Below are 18,950 nucleotides of genomic sequence, written 5' to 3'. Positions count from 1 at the left end.
CAATGTTTAATGAGTAGTGATAAGCTGAAGAAACACGCAGGAGAAAAAATTGTTTGGAAAAATAACAGTTTTTTTAAGGAAGTAGAGGAAGTGCTACACCAGGGAAAGAAAGTGAAGATTGCAGTGAGGGGAAGCAGTATGAACCCGGTGTTGAGGGAAGGAGATGTTGTGGTTTTAGAAACAGAAAAACTACCAATAAAAAAAGACATAGTATTAGCTAAGTATGAGGGAAGTTATATTTTACATCGTATAGTAGGGATCACGGCAAACTACTTTTTTTTGGCAGGTGATGGTAATAAATTGCAGGTAGAAAGAGTGAAAAAGAGCCAGGTTTTGGCAGTTGTTGCTGAAGCTTTTCGTGGAGAGGAAAGTCTGGCTTTGAGGGTGATGGGGACTAACATACAACAATTTAAACAATGTTTGCTTAGGTTCTTTTGGTATATAATCTACAGTATTAAAAAAAGGTTTCTATGAAGTTAAGAAAAGATTTGATTTTAAGAACGATAGGAGATTACCACGTAGTGGTAGACCCCGGGCAAGAAATGGTAGATATGTCTACAGTTTTTACGCTAAATAGTACGTCGGCTTTTTTATGGCAAGAGTTGGAAAATAGCAGTTTTACTGTAGAAGCGATAGCAGAGTTGCTTTGCCAGCATTATGAAGTTACTGAAGAGACGGCCAGAAAGGATGCAGAAACTATATTTATTGCTTTTCGAGAGCATGGCTTACTAGTGGATTAAAAGGGAATGAAAGAAGAACGCATTTATATCGTATTTTTTAGTTTGTTGCGATCAGGTTTATGGTCAAAACCGATAGATGCGCCAGAAAGCTTCCCGCTATCGGCTAGCGAATGGGAGGAAGTGTATAGCATTGCTGTGGAACAAACGGTGGAAGGAATAGTGTTTGAAGCAATTGAAAGATTGAGCCCGAATTTTCTGCCTCCGCAAAAATTGTGGATGAAGTGGTTAGTGCGCGTAACGAAAATTGAACAGCATAACCTATACATGAATAAATGTATTAGCAAGCAAGTTGAAAGTTTTGAAAAGTTAAATATTTATCCTGTTTTGCTGAAGGGACAGGCGCTAGCTGCGCATTATGACGCGCCGTTGAGAAGAGTAAGTGGAGATATTGACTGGTATTTCTATACAGAAGAAGAATATAATAAAGCAAATAGTTGGGCGGAAAAGTACAGTAAGGAAGTATGGTATGTGCCCGGACAAAGTATGTGTTATAGCTATAAGGGGGTAGACGTTGACCATCATCGGAAGATGATTGATATATATAACCCCTTTGCGAAGCCATTTTTAAAAAAAATGATAAGCAAAGAGTTTGGTACTGGGAGAAGTTTAAATATAGAAGGAGTAGATTGTAGAGTGTTATCGCCACTTTTGAATGTGGTGCAGGTGGTAACACATGTTTTGAAGCATCTTCTTTCATTTGGGCTCGGCTTGAGACAGCTGTGTGATGTGGTAAAATTATACAGCGGCTATGGTAAAGAAATTGACGGAATATATTTAAAACATATATATGCAAAATTGGGCATAGCCAAGTGGGTAGCAGTATTGCATGAAGCATTGGTGACTTATTTGGGGATGGAAAGAGATTGCCTGCCATATAGGGAGGAGAAGAAGGTGGTAGCCGATTGGATGATGGAAGATGTGTTGAGAGCAGGTAATTTTGGTTTTTTTGATAAACAATATGCAGGAAATGCGGAACAGCAGATTGGGGGAAGAAAAAACACGGTTCTGCGCGTTAGTAAAAGTCTCTGGAGATATGGGCCTTATGCTCCGATGGAGTCTGTTTTTTTTCCGTTAACACAGTTGTATACACGCATTTTTAAGACGTAATATGCAGAGAGGACTGGTAGAACATATGAGATGGATGTGGTGTTTAACCGAAGGATTTCGGTTGAGGCTGTTTCTGTATGTGGCTCTCGAAGTGACAAGTATATGCCTAGGGGTGGTTTTTGTGTTGTGGACAAAGAAAGTAGTGGATATGGCGGTGATGGGCTCGGGGGCTTTTTTTTCAAATGATCTGCAGATTATGTTGTTGTCGTTGTTGCTTTCGGTCGTTTTGAGAGTGTTTGCAGGGTGGCTAAATGACAGGACAAAGGTTGAGATGTTGTTGAAAACACAACGAAATTTGTTGAGTAGACAATTGCGAGCTACATGGCGGTTTATGAATAAATGGACTTCAGGTGATGTGCAGGTGCGTATACAGAATGATGTGCAAGAAGTGGTGTTGATGGCCGGATATAGCATATGGTCGGCGATTGTGACAGCCATTAGTTTAATTACATTTTTTTTAGTGTTGGCCTGGTTTGACATTCGACTTGCAGTTTTAATGCTCATGGTTTCGTTAATGTTTGGTTTGGCAAAGGTGTATTTTAAAAAGTCAAAAGCGCTGAATGAAAGGTTGAAAAAAGCGCAAAGCGAATTTGGGCATGTCGTGCAGGAAAGCATACAGTATAAGTTGTTGATAAGGGCATTGTCTATATATGCAGCACGATGGGCGAGAGTAGAAGACAGTATTAAAAAGGTAGGGAGCTTGCAAAAGGAGTTGATCAATTTTACGACGTTCTCGCATGGTTTGATTCGTCTGTTAGGAGCAATAGGCTTTTTACTCGCTTTCTGTTGGGGGCTGTATCGTTTGCATTTGGGCCTGATTACTTTTGGGTCGTTAACAGCTTTCTTACAATTGGTGAGCAGGATACAAACGCCTGTTTTGTCGCTTATGGCTTTTGTGCCTTTTATGATACGGTCAAGAGTAGCGGCAGATCGTGTGATGGATTTAATGGATGTGGAGGTAGAGCTTGAGAAGGAAGATATAAAAATAAAAAAATTGAAGGCTTTGCATGTTAAGGATGTCAGCTTTAAGTATGAAGACCAACTGATTATAGAGGGATTGAGTTTGTCCGTCGCGAAAGGAGAGTCTGTGGCCATTATGGGAGCAAGCGGAAAGGGAAAGACAACGTTTGTGCGATTGTTGTTAGGCTTGTTGGTGCCAACAGAGGGAGACATTTTTATAGAATGTGAAAACGGAAAAAAGATATTGAAAGATCAATATCGTATAAACATGGCATATGTACCGCAGGGCGGTAAGCTATTTCGAGGGACAGTTCGTCAAAATCTGGAAGTGATGGGCGATAAGATAACCTTAGAAGAAATGGATAAGGCTATATATTTAGGATGTGCAGAGTTTATTTACGAATTGCCGAAAGGCTTGGATACAGAAATAGGAGAAGAAGGCTATGGACTATCAGAAGGACAGGCGCAGCGAATAGCTATTGCTAGAGCGATGCTGAGAGATTCGCCGATTTGGCTTCTAGACGAATTAACTTCAGCATTGGATGCCAAAACCGCGCAGATGTTGATGACACGTCTGTTAGCGGCAGCTGAAGATAAAATAATATTGGTTATTACGCATGATATGGAAATTGCAAAGCGTTGTGGCAAAATTATAAATGTATAGGGCTATGGATAAAATAGGCACGAAAGCAACGAACATAGACCAGGTGGGAAATGATATAACTTCTAGTCAGACTATATACTTTGCTGTGGCTGATATGGGGATAAAAATGACTGTTCCGCACCATATCGACACAGACACATGTTTGTCGAATTTTAAAACATTTATTGTAGAAGGGATGGGCAGGGCCGAGCTTGTGATGAGCGTGAGCCTGACAGAAGAGCAAGCTCCTGAGATGGAAGAGGGCGCAAAATTGCTGACGGATGAATCGCTAACATGGGACGGACGGTTCGCTTTATGGGAAATAAACGGCGGATATGTAGCTGTATTGGCAACAAAAGAAAAAACGGGAAGGTGGCATATGTATGCAAGTCGTTGCTTTTCGGAGGTAGCTATATACGTGGCTCCTTCCGAACTGTATAATACTTCGGTACTGAGTTGGTTATTGATGATGGCCTACGGGCAGGCGATATTAAGAAGAAATAGTTTAATGCTGCATGCATCCGTAATAGAGAGAAATGGAGAAGCGTATGCTTTTTTAGGTAAAAGCGGTACAGGGAAAAGTACGCATAGTCAACTGTGGTTAACACATATTGAAGGAACCTCGTTATTGAATGATGATAACCCGATTTTATCTGTAGAAGATAATGGAGAAGTGGGTATATACGGGACGCCATGGAGTGGGAAAACACATTGCTATGTCAATAAAAGAGCGAAGCTGAGTGCCATTGTTCGGTTGAAACAGGCTCCGCATAATAATATGACATGGAAAGAAGGAGTTGCCTCCTTAATTGCGGTGATGCCAAGTTGCACAGCAATGCGTTGGAATAGAGAGTTGTTTGATAGTATGGTTGGTACCGTTGAAAAAGTAATAGGAAAAGTAAAAATAGGCGAATTGGAGTGCCTGCCGAACAAGGCTGCTGCATTATGCTGTTATAATGAAATTATGCAAACTGAATATATATGAACAGAGTTATTTTTGGATTAATGATCCTATGTCTAGCAGTAATGAATGCTTGTGTGGTAGGTAAAAAAGTTGTCTATGTGAAAGATATGGATGCAAACGAGCAATATAGAGTTTTAGAGAGGGAGCCGATGAAAATACAAAAAGGCGACCGCCTGAGGATAACAGTGCATGCTAAAAGCCCCGAACTGGCCGCTCCTTTTAACGGAAGTTCAGGAGCCTATAGAATAGATGCTAGCGGTAATGTAGATGCGGTAGCGGAACATACAAAAGATGCAAATAGTTACGTAATAAGCAGTGAAGGAGAGATTGAGTTTCCGGTTTTGGGACGTATAGGTTTGGAAGGTTTGTCGTTAGAGCAGGCGAAGGACAGAATAACGGGAAGGTTAAAAGAAGGCGGATTAATTGTTGACCCCTTAGTAAAAGTAGATATGCTGAGCTTTAAAGTGAGTGTATTGGGGGCTGTTTTGCGTCAGGATGTTCTGCAGGCTGAAAATGCACAGATGACTTTGCTGGAGGCAATAGCGCTATCAGGAGGATTGAAGCCTAATGCAGCGCCGGATCAGATAAGTGTGATTAGAGAAGAAGCAGGTGTACGAAGAGTGATTGTAAATGATATACAGTCAAAAAGGATTTTTGAGTCGCCTGCTTACCAATTGAGACAAAATGATATTGTGTACGTAGCTCCTCGATCAGCAGAGGATACCCCAAGAGAGAATAGAAGTTGGCGTTTTTGGACAACAGCGATGGGGGTAGTATCGATAGTTTTAGCAGCGTTAACACTAGCAAAATAAAAACTGGATATGGGGAATCAGGAACAAACAAGGACGGGCTTGCAGGAACAGCGGGAGCAATCGTTAAATGTGCTGGATATATTAAAGTACTTAGGGTCGTATTGGCCTTGGTTTTTTGTTTCAGTTTTACTGTTCGGAGGCTATTACTATTATGACTATAGTAAAACACCATTTATGTATGGGAGGTCGCAGACAGTATTGATAAAAACTCCAGCAAACACCCCAGCAACAGCAAGGTTTACAAGGGCCAATGCCGGATATAATACGGTGAGTGTGGCAAGTGAGATCTTGCAATTGAGGTCTAAAGAGTTAATGCGACAGGCAGTCGAACAACTGGGGGCAGATATTAGTTATTCAGTAAAAGTGGGGTTGCGGGTGTATGAACTGTATGATAATTCGCCGGTAAAAGTGAAAATATTGACCGGAAAGCCAGAGAGCGCATGGAATTTTGAGATAACCCCCATAAGTAAGGATAGTGTGCGCTTAGGGGGCTGGAAGGGAGGTCATGGACACCGAGCTGTGAATGTAGCCCTGGGGCAAGCAGTAAGAACACCCTTAGGTGATATACAGCTAGATTCGACGGCATACTATTCGGAAAAAAGTTTCGGAAAAACAATACGGGTGCAAAAGTATGCGAGAGAGCATATGGCAAATTTCTTCTTGAGTAATCTGAAAATTAAGCAGATGGAAGATGATGCTTTTTTGCTGCAGATGTATCTAGAGGATCGTTCGGGGCAACGTGCTAGTGATATATTGACCGAGCTGATTACTGTGTATAACAGGACAGCTCTAGAAGATTTGAATCAAACTGCGGTGAATACAGCCGACTTTATAAAAAATAGACTGGAGATAATAGAGGAGGAGTTAGGAAAGGTAGAAACAGATATTGAGCAGCTGAAGGTAAAGAATCAAGGCGTCGACGTGAATATAGCTGGACAAATGTATTTGGCAGAAAGTAGACAGTTTCAAATGGATCGGGCTAAAGTGGAGACGGATAAGAGACTGGTGGAAATGATGCGTGAATATTTGACAAGTGAGGGTAGAGGAAATCAATTGATACCAAATAATACAGGGCTGGTGGATGCAAATGTGGAAGGGCAGATAGTAGAGTATAATAAAAGCTTGTTAAGACGGAATCGTCTGGAGGAGGGAAGTAGCGAAGCTAATCCTGTGGTGCAGGACTTAGACCAAGGGCTAGTGGCAATGCGTGCTAATATAGAGCGTGCAATTGATAACACCTTGTCAGGGCTGCAGGTGAAAATTGATAATATACGCAAAGAAGAAAACCAAGCGAGAGGACAAGTATTGCAGATACCAACACAGCAGCGGGTGATGCTTGCGGTAGAACGCCAACATAAAGTGAAAGAAGATCTGTACCTGTTTTTATTAAATAAACGAGAAGAAAATGCATTGAACCAGGCCATGAGAGAGGACAATATAAGGATTGTTGATCCGGCTTATGGAGCGGCAGGCGCGATGTATCCTAAAAAATTGAAAAAGGTAGGCTTAGGGATTGCGATAGGTTTGGTACTGCCCACAGTGATTTTGCTATTGATGTTGATTCTGGATACAGGAGTAAGGAGCAGAAAAGATATTGAAAAAGTAGTGACAGCACCATTTTTGGGTGAAATTCCTTTAGAGAAGAAAAATAACGAACAGGGATTGGCAGTATCTAAAGCTGGAAGGGACCCACTGACCGAGGCCTTTCGAATTTTACGGACCAATATTAATTTTATGGCCGTAGATGGAATGCAACCTCAAGTAATAACTTTTAGTTCCTTTACGATTGGAGCGGGAAAGACATTTAATGTGATGAATTTAGCAGCAACAGTTTCTTATTTGAGTAAAAAGGTGGTAATACTTGATTTAGATTTAAGGAAAGGAACATTGACCAAGCGGCTGGGGATACGACAGAAAAAAGGGGTAACACATTATTTATCGAATACGACAGTAGGTATTGATGATATTATACACAGTAGTGGCTTGGCGGAAAGTATTGATTGTATTCCTATTGGTGTGCTAGCACCGAACCCAGTAGAGTTGCTGTTGAGCCAACGATTGGACCTTTTGCTCCAAGAGTTGAAAGAACGATATGATTATATTATTGTAGATGGAGTGCCTGTGGGTATTGTTGCTGATGCAAGTATTATTAGCCGAATATCCGATTTGACTCTATTCGTGATAAGAGCAGGAAAGATGGATAGAAGGCAATTGCCAGAATTGGAAAAGATTTATAAGTCTGAAGAGCTGTCTAGGTTAGGAATTGTTTTAAATGGTGTGAAGTTAGGCAGAGGCGGATATGGATATGGTGCTTATGGGTATGGAGCGTATGGTTATGGATATGGGAACGAAAAAAAATCAATATGGAAAAGAATTTTTACATAGTTTTTTTCTTCTTAGAGGAAGATGGTAAGGTTAAGCGTTTGTCTTCTTGATAGTTAGTTGTTGTTGATAATAATTTGTTGTTAAAATAAAAAAAGGAGGTTTTATGAAGTTAATAAATGAGTTACTTTTGTGAAAATAAAAAGCCTGTGGAAGTAATGTTTTTTATCGCATTTCGATATGTTTAATGGTTTTATTTATTATTTTTATTGTGATCAATCATTGATGTAAGCCTACAGATATCATGTAGGTAATTTTAAACTTTTTTGTCAGATGTTAACGTACACTTTTGTATTTATTACGAGGGTGATATGCAGAGTGTTTGGCAAGTTTTGCTCTACCTTGAAATGAATTTATTATTTACCGGATATCTTTTACAGTTACTGGTCTATGTTTCATTTTGTTCTATAAATGAAGTGAAGGCATATGAAAACTATATATATAACCTGGACTCTATTGGACAAGAAGAGGCGAATTTTAATATAACAGATACTTTGTTACCATCGTCAGGACAAATGGAGGAGGAAACGTTTGACTTATTGTTTGATGTCGGGAGGAATAGAGGTTTATTAAAATCTCAAAAATTTCGAACAGCACTGGCCAAGACGCTGGTTTATGATGGAAAAATAAAAGAGTTTGTGGCTATTGATAGTTATATTTTTCACCAAACAGGATTAGAAAATGATCTGATCCAGGTTTTAGAAGAGGCGTCAAGGCTTGCCTCCAGGTTGCCAGATAATAACAATAAGTTTTTTTATCTGTGTTTAATAGACGCTTCTATTGCAGGGTTAAAAACTTCGATAACCGACCAAATGCTGTGGTATGCTAGCGCATATAGACACCATACATTGATAGAGGAAGATGTTGAAGAATTTAAAAGAACAAAGCTCGTAGGCGTCGTTAGTCACGCAATGACGTTCTCTTTATCTAACAAAATTGAGCAGGCCAATGAAAGGTTTTTATATGGAGTCTCGCACATAGACCATGACGAAGTACGGGAAGATGATTACTATTTGTTATTTAAGTATATTAACTTTCTGATAGAGCTAAAGTCTTACGACGATGTGGAAAAATGGTTGCGCTATACATTGTCGTTGGCGCATAAACATGATGATGAATATTATAAAGCATTATCGTATTATCATTTGATGTTGCTAAAAACAAAGCAAGGGGCCCCCGATGCCGCAGCTAAATATCAAGCGTATTATCAGGATTCTAAAAAGAAACTTAATGTAAAAGATCTCATCAAAATAACCTTTACAGAAAATAGCTATTATGAGGTGACAAATAGCATGTTTAAATATGGAGGGAATGGAGTGATTATCTTTGCGATTTTGACGGTATTATTAGTAGGAGGTTTGTTGGGAGCATCTGTATATGTACATTATAATACGAAGCGCTCAAAAATAGCTTTAGCAAACGAGGAGGGCACAGTCGAATTAGTGCAAGCTGAAGCGGAGCAACAAAAAGAAAGAGATGAAGGAGAGGGGCCAATTGATAAGAAAGAAAAAATAGTAGAGGCTCATGTGGTGACGATAGAAGACATTAATTATTTGAAAAAGTTGGCAGAAAGTAATGATCCACTATTTATAAAAAAGTTTAAGGAGTGTTTTGTAGATTTTGCGGGATGCTTGGATGAGAAAAGTGAAACACCATTAAACCTGGCAGAACTTGAAGTTTGTGCTTACACAAAATTGGGATATACGACAAAAGAAGTAGCATACTATCGGGGAGACTCTATACGATCGGTAGAAAATAGAAAATATAGAATCCGGCGGAAATTAAACTTACCGAGTGATATAGACTTTACCGATTGGTTTTTAAGTATGTGAATCAGTCGTTATAGGCGATAGCTAGCCGAACACTTCGCTGTTTCCTCCACTTTACAGGAAATGAGCTCAACAGGGTAGTCTTTGAGTTGTGCAGGACCAATTACCTCTACTAAATATTTTGCTATATTTTCCGCAGTCGGATTAAAAGGTACAACAACTAGACTTTCGGGAGTAAGTGTACGTAACTGATCAAGCAGTTCGTCTTTCTCCCATATTAAAAATTTATGATCGAAGTTTTCTTCTAGCCACTCACAAAGCTGTGATTTAATAACAGAAAAATCTACTACACGACCAACATCATCTAGTGATGCTGAAGAAACAGTAAAGTGGATGCGGTAGTTATGCCCATGTAAAAAACGACATTTACCCTCATGGCCAACAACACGGTGTCCGCACGAAATATCATGGTATCTTTCAGCAATTATCATATATAACAAAAATAAGTATACCCTGTGGCATAATAAAATTTATTAAATGAAATATCTATGCCTGGAAAAATATGAAGACCAACGACCGAAAAGCAATATAGATGCGAATAGGGATAATATATATTAAGATATTTTATCCCAAGAAATTCCTGGAGTCTGTTGGTTGATTTGGGTGAGCAGAAGCTGGTTTTTTTCAAGGGTAAGGTGTGGATCTTCTTTGAAAATTTTGATGACCAATTCTCGAGCCTGAGCTAACAGAGCTTGATCAGTTGCGAGGTTGGCTATTTTCATATCCAATACGCCCGATTGCTGAGTGCCAGAGATATCGCCTGGGCCGCGTAATTGTAGGTCTACTTCGGCTATCTCAAAACCATCTGATGTGCGAACCATGGTCTGTAGGCGAGTTTTGCCTTCTTTGCTGAGTTTGTTGCCCGACATAAGTATACAGTAAGACTGCTCAGCGCCCCGACCAACTCGACCTCGAAGCTGATGGAGCTGAGATAGACCAAAACGCTCGGAGTTTTCAATAATCATAACAGAGGCATTAGGGACATTAACGCCAACTTCAATAACAGTAGTAGCGACCATAATTTGAGTTTCGCCTTTTACAAATCGTTGCATTTCAAAGTCTTTGTCTTTGACAGACATTTTTCCATGAACGATGCTGATATGATATTGAGGTAGCGGAAATTCTTTTTGTAGGTTTTCAAGGCCTGCTTCTAGATAAAGAAGATCCATTTTTTCACTTTCTTTTATCAGTGGATAAACAACATATACTTGTCGGCCTTTTGAAATTTCATCACGCATAAAGCCAAATACCCGAAGCCGCTGGTTTTCAAAAAAATGAACCGTTTTTATAGGCTTCCTACCAGCAGGAAGCTCGTCAATAACAGATATGTCAAGGTCGCCGTAAAGTGTCATGGCTAATGTACGGGGGATGGGGGTGGCCGTCATGACGAGCATATGAGGGGGGATGACATTTTTGCGCCAAAGCTTAGCTCTTTGCTCTACACCAAAGCGATGTTGTTCGTCGATAACAACGAAGCCTATATTTTTGAATTGTACTTTGTCTTCTATTAATGCATGGGTGCCGATTAAAATATCAAGAGAACCTTCCTCAAGCTCCTTGTGTATGATGCGACGATCTTTAGTAGATGTTGAGCCTGTAAGGAGCTTCACATTACATAATCCGGTGCCGAGAAGGTCTGAAATACCAGCAAAGTGTTGTTGGGCAAGTATTTCTGTAGGTGCCATCATACATGCTTGATAACCATTGTCTATGGCTAGAAGCATTGACATTAAGGCGACTACCGTTTTTCCGGAACCAACATCTCCCTGAACGAGACGGTTCATTTGAGCACCTGTGTTAGTGTCAGAGCGTATCTCACGGATGACACGCTTTTGTGCATTAGTGAGCGGAAATGGAAGCTGTTCGTTAAAAAATGTATTAAAACGATCGCCTACTTGACCAAAACGGTGTCCTTTGTATTTTAAAGTGTTTAATTGTTTGTTGCGTAGTAGCCGCATTTGGATGAAGAAAAGCTCTTCAAATTTAAGCCGTTTTATAGCGGCGTTTAAGTCGTTGATATGCTCTGGGAAATGTATGGACAGCATGGCTTTTTGATAGCTCATGAGCTGCTGTTGTTCAAGGATATAAGGGGGGAGGGTTTCTTGTAATGTGCGGTAAATGGTTTCTAAAGCCGTTTCCTGCAAACGTTGTATTCCTTTACTGTCTAAATTGAATTTTTTTAGCTTCTCGGTAGAAGAGTAAACCGGCTGCATAGTTAAGTTTCCGATACGTTTTTCCTGCGCATTGTACAAATCCATTTCAGGATGGGTGATGGAAAGCTGCCCTTTAAACTCATTGGGTTTTCCGTAAGCAATATAGACAGAACCGACTTTTAGACTCTTTTTTAACCACGCAATACTTTGGAACCAGACGAGTTCTAGTATGCCTGTTTCGTCTTTGAATTGCCCGACTAGTCGCTTTGCACGCTTTTCGCCTACTTCTTGCAGGCCGGTAAGACGCCCCAAAACCTGGGCACCTATCAGGTCAGGATGGAGGTCTTTGATCTTATTGAATTGTGTGCGGTCGATGTAGCGAAAAGGATAATATTCAAGCAGATCACCGATGGTAAAGACCTGTAGCTCTTTTTTGAGTACATCTGCCTTTTGTGGGCCTACACCTTTAAGGTATTCAATAGGAGTGATTGCTGATAAAGTAGCCATAAAATATCGAATGGCTAATTTAATAAATATTTTAGAGGACTAATAATAGCATTGCGCATGCAATATGTTCAAAAGGAAGTAAGAGGTGGTGTTGCGACAGTGTCAAAAAATTATTATTATTATTGACTTTTAAGGAGATAAGGCTTTTGGTAAAAAACATCGCTAATAGTATAAAGTATGTCATTGTGGACTAAACTTTTCGGAGAAAAAAAGGAGTTAAGCTCAGCAGGTAAGTTAGAGTGGTTAACTTGGGATATGCATAGCCATCTCCTCCCGGGAATAGATGATGGCGCTAAAACGATACAAGATTCTCTCTTGTTAATCAAGGGCTTGAAAGATTTAGGTATACATAAATGTATAACGACACCACACGTTATTTTTGGAGTGTATGATAACTCGAAGGAAGAGATAATGGAGACTACAGAAAAGTTGAGAAAGGAACTGCTTGCTTCGAATATTGAATTTGACTTGAAGTGCTCGGCCGAATATATGATAGATGATGGACTTTTACAGGTTTTGGATAAGAAAGCTTTGTGCCTCATGCCCAATAATTATGTGTTGATAGAAATGTCTTATTTGGCGGAATCTAATATGCTTATGGAAGTTATTTATAGCTTGCAAAGCGAGGGTTACTATCCTGTTTTAGCACACCCGGAACGTTATAACTATTACCATGGAAACTTCGAAATGTATAAAGCAATAAAGGAAGCAGGCTGCTTATTACAATTGAATATTTTAGCTATATCCGGGTATTATGGAGAGCGCGTAAAGGATACAGCGCACAAACTTATAAAAGAAAGAATGTATGATTTTGTAGGGACGGATATGCACCATGAAAGACATTTAAATGCGATAAAGAAGCTGCTGGAACGCTATGATGTAAAAGATTTATTAAAGAATAATCCGATAAGAAATGCTACTGCGTTTTAATTAAGCAATAGCGGCTTAATCATAAAAAAAGGTTTTCAAACGGGGAGAATGAAAACCTTTTACTAACCAATTATAAACCTAAATTATGATACCACAAATATAAGTGTATTGCGAACATTGTGCAAATGATTTTAAAGAAACAGACTTCATTCTGACGATAAGATGATAGAGCTGTAGCCGTAGAGCTACAGTTTGATTATTGTGGGATGTATATGCGCTTTAAAAAGCTTTTTTCAAGCTTTTTAAAGCAGGACTGTTGAAAAGGATGATAGCAACTAAAAGGAGACCATAGGCAAAATATTGATAACCGCTTACGCTTTCTTTGAAAATGAAGACACCAAGTAGAAAAGCAATAATAGGGTTTGCATATAATAAAACTCCAGCGGTGCTGGAGGAAATTCTTGTTAAAGAATACATGCTTAAAAACAGAGGGGCAATCGTAAATATAGTGCCCACTAATGTTATGATGACCCAGAAAAAAACATCGGTAGGGATGCTGCGTTCTTGGTACAGCATAATAGGAAGAATCGTTAAACTACAAAACAGAAGTTGGAAAGCTAGGAGATTTAGTTTGCTGAAGCCCTGAGTCACCCTTTGGGTGATAATGTAAAAAGCATATAAGGTCGCGATTAATACGGACCAGAGAACATGATAGATGGAGCCTTGCGAAAGTAGAATGACACTGCCCAGAGCTAAAAATAAAGCGACCCATTGTGTTCGAGATAACTGTTCTCTTAGAAGGAAAAATGCTCCTAAAGTGGTTATTAATGGGCAAATCATGTAAGCAAAAGCTGCCGACTGTATGCTAATGCTATTTACGGCGTAGATGTAGGTATACCAATTGCTGACCAAAAGAAACGAGGCACTGATTGTTAGCCAAATGATATGCTTTCGATTTTTAGAAGGTAGACTTTTAAATTTTTTAACGTCATGATGGAGATCACCCCGACGAAAGAATAGAATGATAAGCCAAGATATGACCGTGGCTGATAAAACGCGGTAGTTGAGAATATCAGCTGCATCCCAGGCTTGTAGCCAGCGGAATGGTAAAATCATAAAGCCCCAAATGACGGGAGCTAAAAAAGCCGCAAAAAAATGGTTCCGGCGGCTTGTTGTAAGCTGTGTTGTGTCAGGCATTGATTAAGCTTTCCAAGCAATGACGGACATCTCTACATTGACGTTACGAGGTAAAGTTTTTACGGCAACACATTCGCGGGCAGGCTGGTTTTCGGTGAAATACTGTGCGTAAATATCGTTGATGACTCCGAAGTCTTGCATATCACTAATGAAAATAGAAACTTTTACAACATCGGTAAAAGTATAACCAGCATTTTCTAAGATGGCAGAAATGTTTTTTAAAACTTGGTGAGTTTCATCGGCCACCCCTGTAGTAACCAGCTCCATGCTGGATGGAATTAAAGGGATTTGACCCGAAACATATAATGTATTGCCAGCTAAAATAGCTTGATTGTAAGGACCGATAGCCGCTGGTGCATGAGGAGTGTTCAAAATTTGTTTTTGGGACATATGTGAAAAATTAATTCTTTTTATGATGAAAATACTACTTCGAAAACCAGATTTTATAAATAATCGCTAATATAAATATAGTTATAGCGGTTATATTCATTAAAATCATTGCTTTTTTATTAAAACGTGATGATTTTGAAATATTTGATGCTGTGTCTTTTTCTTTCATTAGACGAATTTACAATGCATATTTTATAAAGTCAAACAAAGGATGAAAAACAATAATCAATGACGCATGCAGGTCTGTTATTCTGTCAGAGGTTTGATACACGTATTAAAGTGGATAGGCAGTCTCGCTTTTGGCTTCTGATAGTACAAAATATGTTTGAACAGTATTAACTTGAGGTAAAACAGCTAGTTTGTGGCGTAAAAACATATGGTATGCTTCCATATCTTTTGTTGCAATGCGTAACATAAAATCATACGACCCAGCCATCTGGTAGCATTCCATAACTTCAGGAAATTTAATGACTTCACGTTCAAAATCTCCTAAAACTTCTGCTGTATGTGCTTTTAGAAAGACCTGAGAGAAAGAAATTAGGTCAATACCTACTTTCTTACGATCGAGAATAGCAACAGTTTTTTTAATGAATCCATTAGCTTTTAATTTTTTTATGCGTTCATGTATAGCTGCTATAGATTTGCCAAGCTGATAAGACATTTCTTTGTTGCTTAAGGAAGCATCTGTCTGTAATATTTTGAGAAGTTTATGATCTGTGCTATCTAGTTTCATCGCAATTGAATTGTTTAGTGCCGCTATCTTAAATTATTGGATATGAATATATATTGTTTGGAGTACTGGTTTTGCGGGTGTGATCTTTTTCCGTTTTTATCAAATTATTATATCTGTTTTTGTAAAAATAACTGAATTTTTTATTTAAACGGCTATTATTTTTGTTTTATAGTGTTTGTGTTGAATATTTTATTGTAAATAGTGATTATTGCAGTAATATTAAGAGTTATGGAGCAAGTTTTAAGTGCATGTCTATCTCCGGAGTTGGAGAGCAAGTTTAAACACTTATGGTGTTTGGTTGGAAATACACCAATGTTGGAGCTTCAGTATACCTATAAAGGGAGACCAGGAGTTATTTATGTGAAGTGTGAGAATTACAATCTTACAGGGAGTATTAAGGATCGTATGGCTTTGTATATTTTGTACAAAGCTTATATGAATTGTGCAATACGCCCCGCAGACATGATTGTGGAAGCGACAAGCGGAAATACAGGTATAGCATTCTCCGCGATAGGAAAAGCTTTGGGGCACCAAGTGAAGATTATTATGCCTAATTGGCTAAGTAAAGAGCGTATAGATATTATTAAGAGTATGGGGGCTGATATACAATTAGTCAGTAAAGAGGAAGGTGGCTTTTTAGGAAGTATACGTTTAAGCGAAGACCTAGCGAAAAAAGGAGGGGTGTTTTTGCCATGCCAATTTGAGAATGAATATAACGCAGAAGCTCATGAATTGACAACAGGAAGGGAAATTGTACTTCAAATGGACTCAATAGGGAAAAATGTAGACGCTTTTGTAGCCGGAGTGGGGACAGGAGGAACGGTGATGGGTGTGGGGAAATATTTGAGAACTATTAACCCGGCCACCAAAGTGCACCCTTTAGAGCCGGCAGAAAGCCCAACGTTAACGACAGGATATAAAGTAGGAGCTCATCGGATTCAAGGTATTTCAGACGAGTTCATTCCGGCTATTGTAAAATTGGATCAACTGGATGAGGTGGTACAAGCATCGGATGGAGATTCGATATTGATGGCGCAAAAACTGGCTAAGCAGTTAGGGTTAGCGGTAGGTATTTCTTCAGGGGCCAACGTGATCGGGGCAATAAAACTGAAAGAACAAATGGGAGATGATGCGGTGGTCGTCACGCTATTGTGTGATGATAATAAAAAATATTTGAGTACAGATCTTGTTTGTGAAGAGCCAATAAGAGATTTGTACCTATCAACCGATGTTGACTTCAGTGGGTTTCATCCGATAAGCCGTTTGAAGCAGCCATTGATTTAATAAAAAACAAATATTAAACTATAATTTCGGCGGATCAAAATTCGCCGAAATTATTTATAACCTTTTTATTTTGATGTTGCGAAAGGAAACAGAGTCGGTGTGGTTTTGTAAGGCAATGCGACCAAGCTGGAGTTTACCAAAGTCGGGGTAAGCTTTCATGGGGCTTTTAGCGATCATCATTTTAAATTCCTCCGTGTCGGTTTGTTTTTCAAAAGTGGGTTTGCCATTTAACCAGAAGCTGACCTTTCCATTCTGTTGAATGATTCGGCTGTGATTCCAATTATTGTAGGTTCTAGGGGCAGAGTTTTGAGAAAGACAATCTACAGCATATAAACAGCCGGCCCAGTGGGTGGAGTCTATTTTATGCCTATGCTCTGCATTGTCATTGTCAAGAAGTTGCATTTCTAAACCTGTAGCAAATGCTGCCGCATAATTGTCGTGTTCGTTTACGTTGATAAAAACACCACTATTTCCACCTTTGAAAACTTTCCACTCGAGCTCTAATTCGAAGTTTTGATAGACGCTGTCGGTGGTTAAATCGCCAAATATCCCCGATTTTTTATGAGGGTCACAGGTTAACTCGCCGTCGTTGACAGTCCATTTGGAGTCGATATTACCCTTGTTGTATATATGCCAACCTTGAAGTGTTTCTCCGTCAAATAAGAGTTGCCAGCCTTCAGCCTTTTCTTGTGCTGTGAGGGTGTTTGGTTGTTTCGTGGGACGCTGGCAAGCGGTGGCAATTAAGAAAAAAGTAATATATAGTATGTGTTTCATGCGAAGTCAGTTGATCTGCTAAAGTAGAAAAAATTTATAATTTATTGACCTCTGGGTAATAAATACGTAATAGTGTATCAGTTTCTTTGAGTAATGAAAGAAAGGCGTAAGGTAGAGGTTGTTGTGATCTCAGATGTTCATTTGGGTACATATGGATGTCGTTCAATTGAATTATTGAAGTATCTTTCTTCGATAGAACCTAAAAAACTTATTCTGAATGGCGATATTATAGATATATGGCAGTTCCGAAAAAGTTATTTTCCAGAGTCGCATTTGCGTGTTTTAAAGTGTATTCTTGACATGGCTTATCAAGGTTGTGAGGTGGTGTATATCACGGGGAACCATGATGAGATGTTGCGTAAGTTTGGAAAGATGAGTTTTGGGCAAATTAGCCTTACAAATCGATTGTTATTAAACTTGAATGGGAAAAAGGTCTGGATATTTCATGGAGATGTGTTTGACGCGTCAATCCAACATACTAAATGGCTAGCTAAACTAGGAGGCTGGGGGTATGATAGACTTATTCAGTTTAATAATATAATTAATTGGGTGTTGAATAAAATGGGAAGAGAAAAGTATTCTCTTTCTAAACGTATAAAAAATTCTGTTAAAAAGGCAATACGCTTTATAACTGATTTTGAGGAAACAGCTTCGCATCTTGCGATAGAAAATAACTATGATTATGTGGTCTGTGGACACATACATCAGCCACAAATCAGAACGGTGGAAAGTAAGAAGGGGAAGTGTATCTATATGAATTCTGGAGACTGGGTGGAAAACCTAACAGCATTGGAATACAATGAAGGGAAATGGGAACTGTTCTATTATGAAGAAAATAGAAATGTCTTAAATCAATATCCACAAGATGAGATCCAGTTTCGAAAAAACATGGACGAATTGTTGAATAATATTATAAAAGGAGTTTTCTAAAACGCTACGATTTCAGAAAGCTGCTCGTCAATAAATTTAATTGTTAAACTGTCTTTAAACTCGCCTTCCCCGTTCATTTCATCTTGTATTTTTGCAATATGTATTTTTAAAGGCAATACATGCATACGCATATAGTTGCATACACCGGTAAAATGATCGACACCTCTAATATTTCCGTATTTACCAGATGATAGACCGACTAGCGCTACTTTCTTATGGAAGAAGGAAGAGGGAAAAGAACAAGCATCTATAAATGTTTTTAATACTCCTGGAAAGCTGCCATTATACTCTGGTATAATAAAAATAAACTTTTCGGCACTTGATATTAAGTTTTGTATAGGTTTGAATTCTTCGCTTCTTTTTCCGTAAAGATCTGATTGAGTGATGTCGGAGGGTAGTGTGGCTAAAGATAGTATAGTCCAGTCCTCGCCTTGTTGTAGTAGTTTTTTTTGATAATAATGAGCTACTTTTAATGAATTGCTATGTTCTCTATTCGTTCCAGATATAATTAAATTCATGCTGAAAATTCTGATGTTAAAAAGCGACTTTCTATGTAAAGTGATAAAGCTATTTTTTGTATCTTAGCGACTTTAGTTGATAGGTTGAGCTTTTTTCAAAAATACTAATTTTAACATCATTTAAGCATTATGTTTATCTTGCATGTGTAAATTTGAT

General features: G+C 38.8%; 18 protein-coding genes. 11 read left to right on the top strand and 7 right to left on the bottom strand.

Annotated features, from left to right (window positions below):
• Positions 1 to 9 precede the first annotated feature (9 nt).
• The 8 genes from ORI89_RS02625 to ORI89_RS02590 all read left to right on the top strand — a co-directional run bounded on the left by ORI89_RS02625 (position 10) and on the right by ORI89_RS02590 (position 9,440).
• Positions 10 to 474, top strand: a complete 465-nt coding sequence (locus ORI89_RS02625) for a S24/S26 family peptidase (protein ID WP_268228868.1) — start codon at positions 10 to 12, stop codon at positions 472 to 474.
• Positions 471 to 740 (top strand): PqqD family protein, encoded by a 270-nt coding sequence (locus tag ORI89_RS02620; protein ID WP_268228867.1) that lies wholly within the window; start codon positions 471 to 473, stop codon positions 738 to 740. Before ORI89_RS02625 ends, ORI89_RS02620 begins: the two co-directional genes overlap by 4 nt.
• A gap of 6 nt (positions 741 to 746) precedes the next feature.
• Positions 747 to 1,847, top strand: coding sequence for a nucleotidyltransferase domain-containing protein (locus tag ORI89_RS02615; RefSeq protein ID WP_268228866.1), 1,101 nt, complete (start codon positions 747 to 749; stop codon positions 1,845 to 1,847).
• Position 1,848: 1 nt separating this feature from the next.
• A complete protein-coding gene (locus ORI89_RS02610) occupies positions 1,849 to 3,471 on the top strand; it encodes an ABC transporter ATP-binding protein (protein WP_268228865.1) in 1,623 nt (540 codons plus the stop codon).
• Between the two features lie 4 nt (positions 3,472 to 3,475).
• Positions 3,476 to 4,435 (top strand): hypothetical protein, encoded by a 960-nt coding sequence (locus tag ORI89_RS02605; protein WP_268228864.1) that lies wholly within the window; start codon positions 3,476 to 3,478, stop codon positions 4,433 to 4,435.
• Positions 4,432 to 5,226: a polysaccharide biosynthesis/export family protein gene (locus ORI89_RS02600; RefSeq protein ID WP_268228863.1), complete on the top strand. Its 795-nt coding sequence runs from the start codon at positions 4,432 to 4,434 to the stop codon at positions 5,224 to 5,226. The genes ORI89_RS02605 and ORI89_RS02600 overlap by 4 nt, the downstream gene beginning before the upstream one ends.
• Before the next feature lie 9 nt (positions 5,227 to 5,235).
• Positions 5,236 to 7,611, top strand: a complete 2,376-nt coding sequence (locus ORI89_RS02595) for a GumC family protein (RefSeq protein WP_268228862.1) — start codon at positions 5,236 to 5,238, stop codon at positions 7,609 to 7,611.
• Positions 7,612 to 7,955: 344 nt separating this feature from the next.
• The gene (locus ORI89_RS02590; RefSeq protein ID WP_268228861.1) at positions 7,956 to 9,440 is read left to right on the top strand and encodes a helix-turn-helix transcriptional regulator; all 1,485 of its coding nucleotides are present in this window, start codon (positions 7,956 to 7,958) and stop codon (positions 9,438 to 9,440) included.
• An 8-nt stretch (positions 9,441 to 9,448) separates the two neighbouring features.
• Here ORI89_RS02590 and ORI89_RS02585 read toward each other — a convergent pair whose 3' ends face one another.
• Together ORI89_RS02585 and recG are read right to left on the bottom strand one after the other, a co-directional pair.
• A complete protein-coding gene (locus ORI89_RS02585) occupies positions 9,449 to 9,868 on the bottom strand; it encodes a 6-pyruvoyl trahydropterin synthase family protein (RefSeq protein WP_268228860.1) in 420 nt (139 codons plus the stop codon).
• A 123-nt stretch (positions 9,869 to 9,991) separates the two neighbouring features.
• Positions 9,992 to 12,097: an ATP-dependent DNA helicase RecG gene (gene recG / locus ORI89_RS02580; protein WP_268228859.1), complete on the bottom strand. Its 2,106-nt coding sequence runs from the start codon at positions 12,095 to 12,097 to the stop codon at positions 9,992 to 9,994.
• Between the two features lie 177 nt (positions 12,098 to 12,274).
• Between recG and ORI89_RS02575 the strand changes: the two genes are divergently transcribed.
• The gene (locus ORI89_RS02575; protein WP_268228858.1) at positions 12,275 to 13,027 is read left to right on the top strand and encodes a tyrosine-protein phosphatase; all 753 of its coding nucleotides are present in this window, start codon (positions 12,275 to 12,277) and stop codon (positions 13,025 to 13,027) included.
• 219 nt (positions 13,028 to 13,246) lie between these two features.
• On the opposite strand, the gene ORI89_RS02570 is transcribed toward ORI89_RS02575, so the two are convergent.
• The 3 genes from ORI89_RS02570 to ORI89_RS02560 form a co-directional block, all read right to left on the bottom strand.
• Positions 13,247 to 14,164, bottom strand: a complete 918-nt coding sequence (locus tag ORI89_RS02570) for an EamA family transporter (protein WP_268228857.1) — start codon at positions 14,162 to 14,164, stop codon at positions 13,247 to 13,249.
• 3 nt (positions 14,165 to 14,167) lie between these two features.
• Positions 14,168 to 14,554, bottom strand: a complete 387-nt coding sequence (locus ORI89_RS02565) for a RidA family protein (protein WP_268228856.1) — start codon at positions 14,552 to 14,554, stop codon at positions 14,168 to 14,170.
• A 274-nt stretch (positions 14,555 to 14,828) separates the two neighbouring features.
• Positions 14,829 to 15,287: an Lrp/AsnC family transcriptional regulator gene (locus ORI89_RS02560; protein WP_268228855.1), complete on the bottom strand. Its 459-nt coding sequence runs from the start codon at positions 15,285 to 15,287 to the stop codon at positions 14,829 to 14,831.
• 228 nt (positions 15,288 to 15,515) lie between these two features.
• Here ORI89_RS02560 and ORI89_RS02555 point away from each other — a divergent pair, with 228 nt between their 5' ends.
• The gene (locus tag ORI89_RS02555; RefSeq protein WP_268228854.1) at positions 15,516 to 16,571 is read left to right on the top strand and encodes a PLP-dependent cysteine synthase family protein; all 1,056 of its coding nucleotides are present in this window, start codon (positions 15,516 to 15,518) and stop codon (positions 16,569 to 16,571) included.
• A 54-nt stretch (positions 16,572 to 16,625) separates the two neighbouring features.
• Here the strand turns inward: ORI89_RS02555 and ORI89_RS02550 are convergent, their stop codons facing one another.
• The gene (locus ORI89_RS02550; protein ID WP_268228853.1) at positions 16,626 to 17,345 is read right to left on the bottom strand and encodes a 3-keto-disaccharide hydrolase; all 720 of its coding nucleotides are present in this window, start codon (positions 17,343 to 17,345) and stop codon (positions 16,626 to 16,628) included.
• Positions 17,346 to 17,438: 93 nt separating this feature from the next.
• On the opposite strand from ORI89_RS02550, the gene ORI89_RS02545 reads away from it, so the two are divergent.
• Positions 17,439 to 18,275 (top strand): UDP-2,3-diacylglucosamine diphosphatase, encoded by an 837-nt coding sequence (locus ORI89_RS02545; RefSeq protein ID WP_268228852.1) that lies wholly within the window; start codon positions 17,439 to 17,441, stop codon positions 18,273 to 18,275.
• On the opposite strand, the gene ORI89_RS02540 is transcribed toward ORI89_RS02545, so the two are convergent.
• Entirely contained in the window at positions 18,272 to 18,793 is a 522-nt protein-coding gene (locus ORI89_RS02540) for an NADPH-dependent FMN reductase (RefSeq protein WP_268228851.1), read from the bottom strand. The two genes, ORI89_RS02545 and ORI89_RS02540, sit on opposite strands and share 4 nt — an antisense overlap.
• Positions 18,794 to 18,950: the final 157 nt, after the last annotated feature.

Source organism: Sphingobacterium sp. UT-1RO-CII-1, from assembly GCF_026711005.1.
In the GTDB taxonomy this organism is placed as follows: Bacteria; Bacteroidota; Bacteroidia; order Sphingobacteriales; family Sphingobacteriaceae; genus Sphingobacterium.
The sequence above is the reverse complement of the archived record's forward strand: the minus strand, read 5'-3'. Positions and strand labels throughout refer to the sequence as shown.

Bases quoted from the DNA above. Each gene is read 5' to 3' on its own strand.
- ORI89_RS02575 (WP_268228858.1), top strand. From the start codon at position 12,275: ATGTCATTGTGGACTAAACTTTTCGGAGAAAAAAAGGAGTTAAGCTCA.
- ORI89_RS02560 (WP_268228855.1), bottom strand. From the start codon at position 15,287: ATGAAACTAGATAGCACAGATCATAAACTTCTCAAAATATTACAGACA.
- ORI89_RS02615 (WP_268228866.1), top strand. From the start codon at position 747: ATGAAAGAAGAACGCATTTATATCGTATTTTTTAGTTTGTTGCGATCA.
- ORI89_RS02555 (WP_268228854.1), top strand. From the start codon at position 15,516: ATGGAGCAAGTTTTAAGTGCATGTCTATCTCCGGAGTTGGAGAGCAAG.
- ORI89_RS02610 (WP_268228865.1), top strand. From the start codon at position 1,849: ATGCAGAGAGGACTGGTAGAACATATGAGATGGATGTGGTGTTTAACC.
- ORI89_RS02585 (WP_268228860.1), bottom strand. From the start codon at position 9,868: ATGATAATTGCTGAAAGATACCATGATATTTCGTGCGGACACCGTGTT.
- ORI89_RS02540 (WP_268228851.1), bottom strand. From the start codon at position 18,793: ATGAATTTAATTATATCTGGAACGAATAGAGAACATAGCAATTCATTA.
- ORI89_RS02595 (WP_268228862.1), top strand. From the start codon at position 5,236: ATGGGGAATCAGGAACAAACAAGGACGGGCTTGCAGGAACAGCGGGAG.
- ORI89_RS02565 (WP_268228856.1), bottom strand. From the start codon at position 14,554: ATGTCCCAAAAACAAATTTTGAACACTCCTCATGCACCAGCGGCTATC.
- ORI89_RS02590 (WP_268228861.1), top strand. From the start codon at position 7,956: ATGAATTTATTATTTACCGGATATCTTTTACAGTTACTGGTCTATGTT.
- ORI89_RS02605 (WP_268228864.1), top strand. From the start codon at position 3,476: ATGGATAAAATAGGCACGAAAGCAACGAACATAGACCAGGTGGGAAAT.
- ORI89_RS02620 (WP_268228867.1), top strand. From the start codon at position 471: ATGAAGTTAAGAAAAGATTTGATTTTAAGAACGATAGGAGATTACCAC.
- ORI89_RS02550 (WP_268228853.1), bottom strand. From the start codon at position 17,345: ATGAAACACATACTATATATTACTTTTTTCTTAATTGCCACCGCTTGC.
- ORI89_RS02570 (WP_268228857.1), bottom strand. From the start codon at position 14,164: ATGCCTGACACAACACAGCTTACAACAAGCCGCCGGAACCATTTTTTT.
- recG (WP_268228859.1), bottom strand. From the start codon at position 12,097: ATGGCTACTTTATCAGCAATCACTCCTATTGAATACCTTAAAGGTGTA.
- ORI89_RS02625 (WP_268228868.1), top strand. From the start codon at position 10: ATGAGTAGTGATAAGCTGAAGAAACACGCAGGAGAAAAAATTGTTTGG.
- ORI89_RS02545 (WP_268228852.1), top strand. From the start codon at position 17,439: ATGAAAGAAAGGCGTAAGGTAGAGGTTGTTGTGATCTCAGATGTTCAT.
- ORI89_RS02600 (WP_268228863.1), top strand. From the start codon at position 4,432: ATGAACAGAGTTATTTTTGGATTAATGATCCTATGTCTAGCAGTAATG.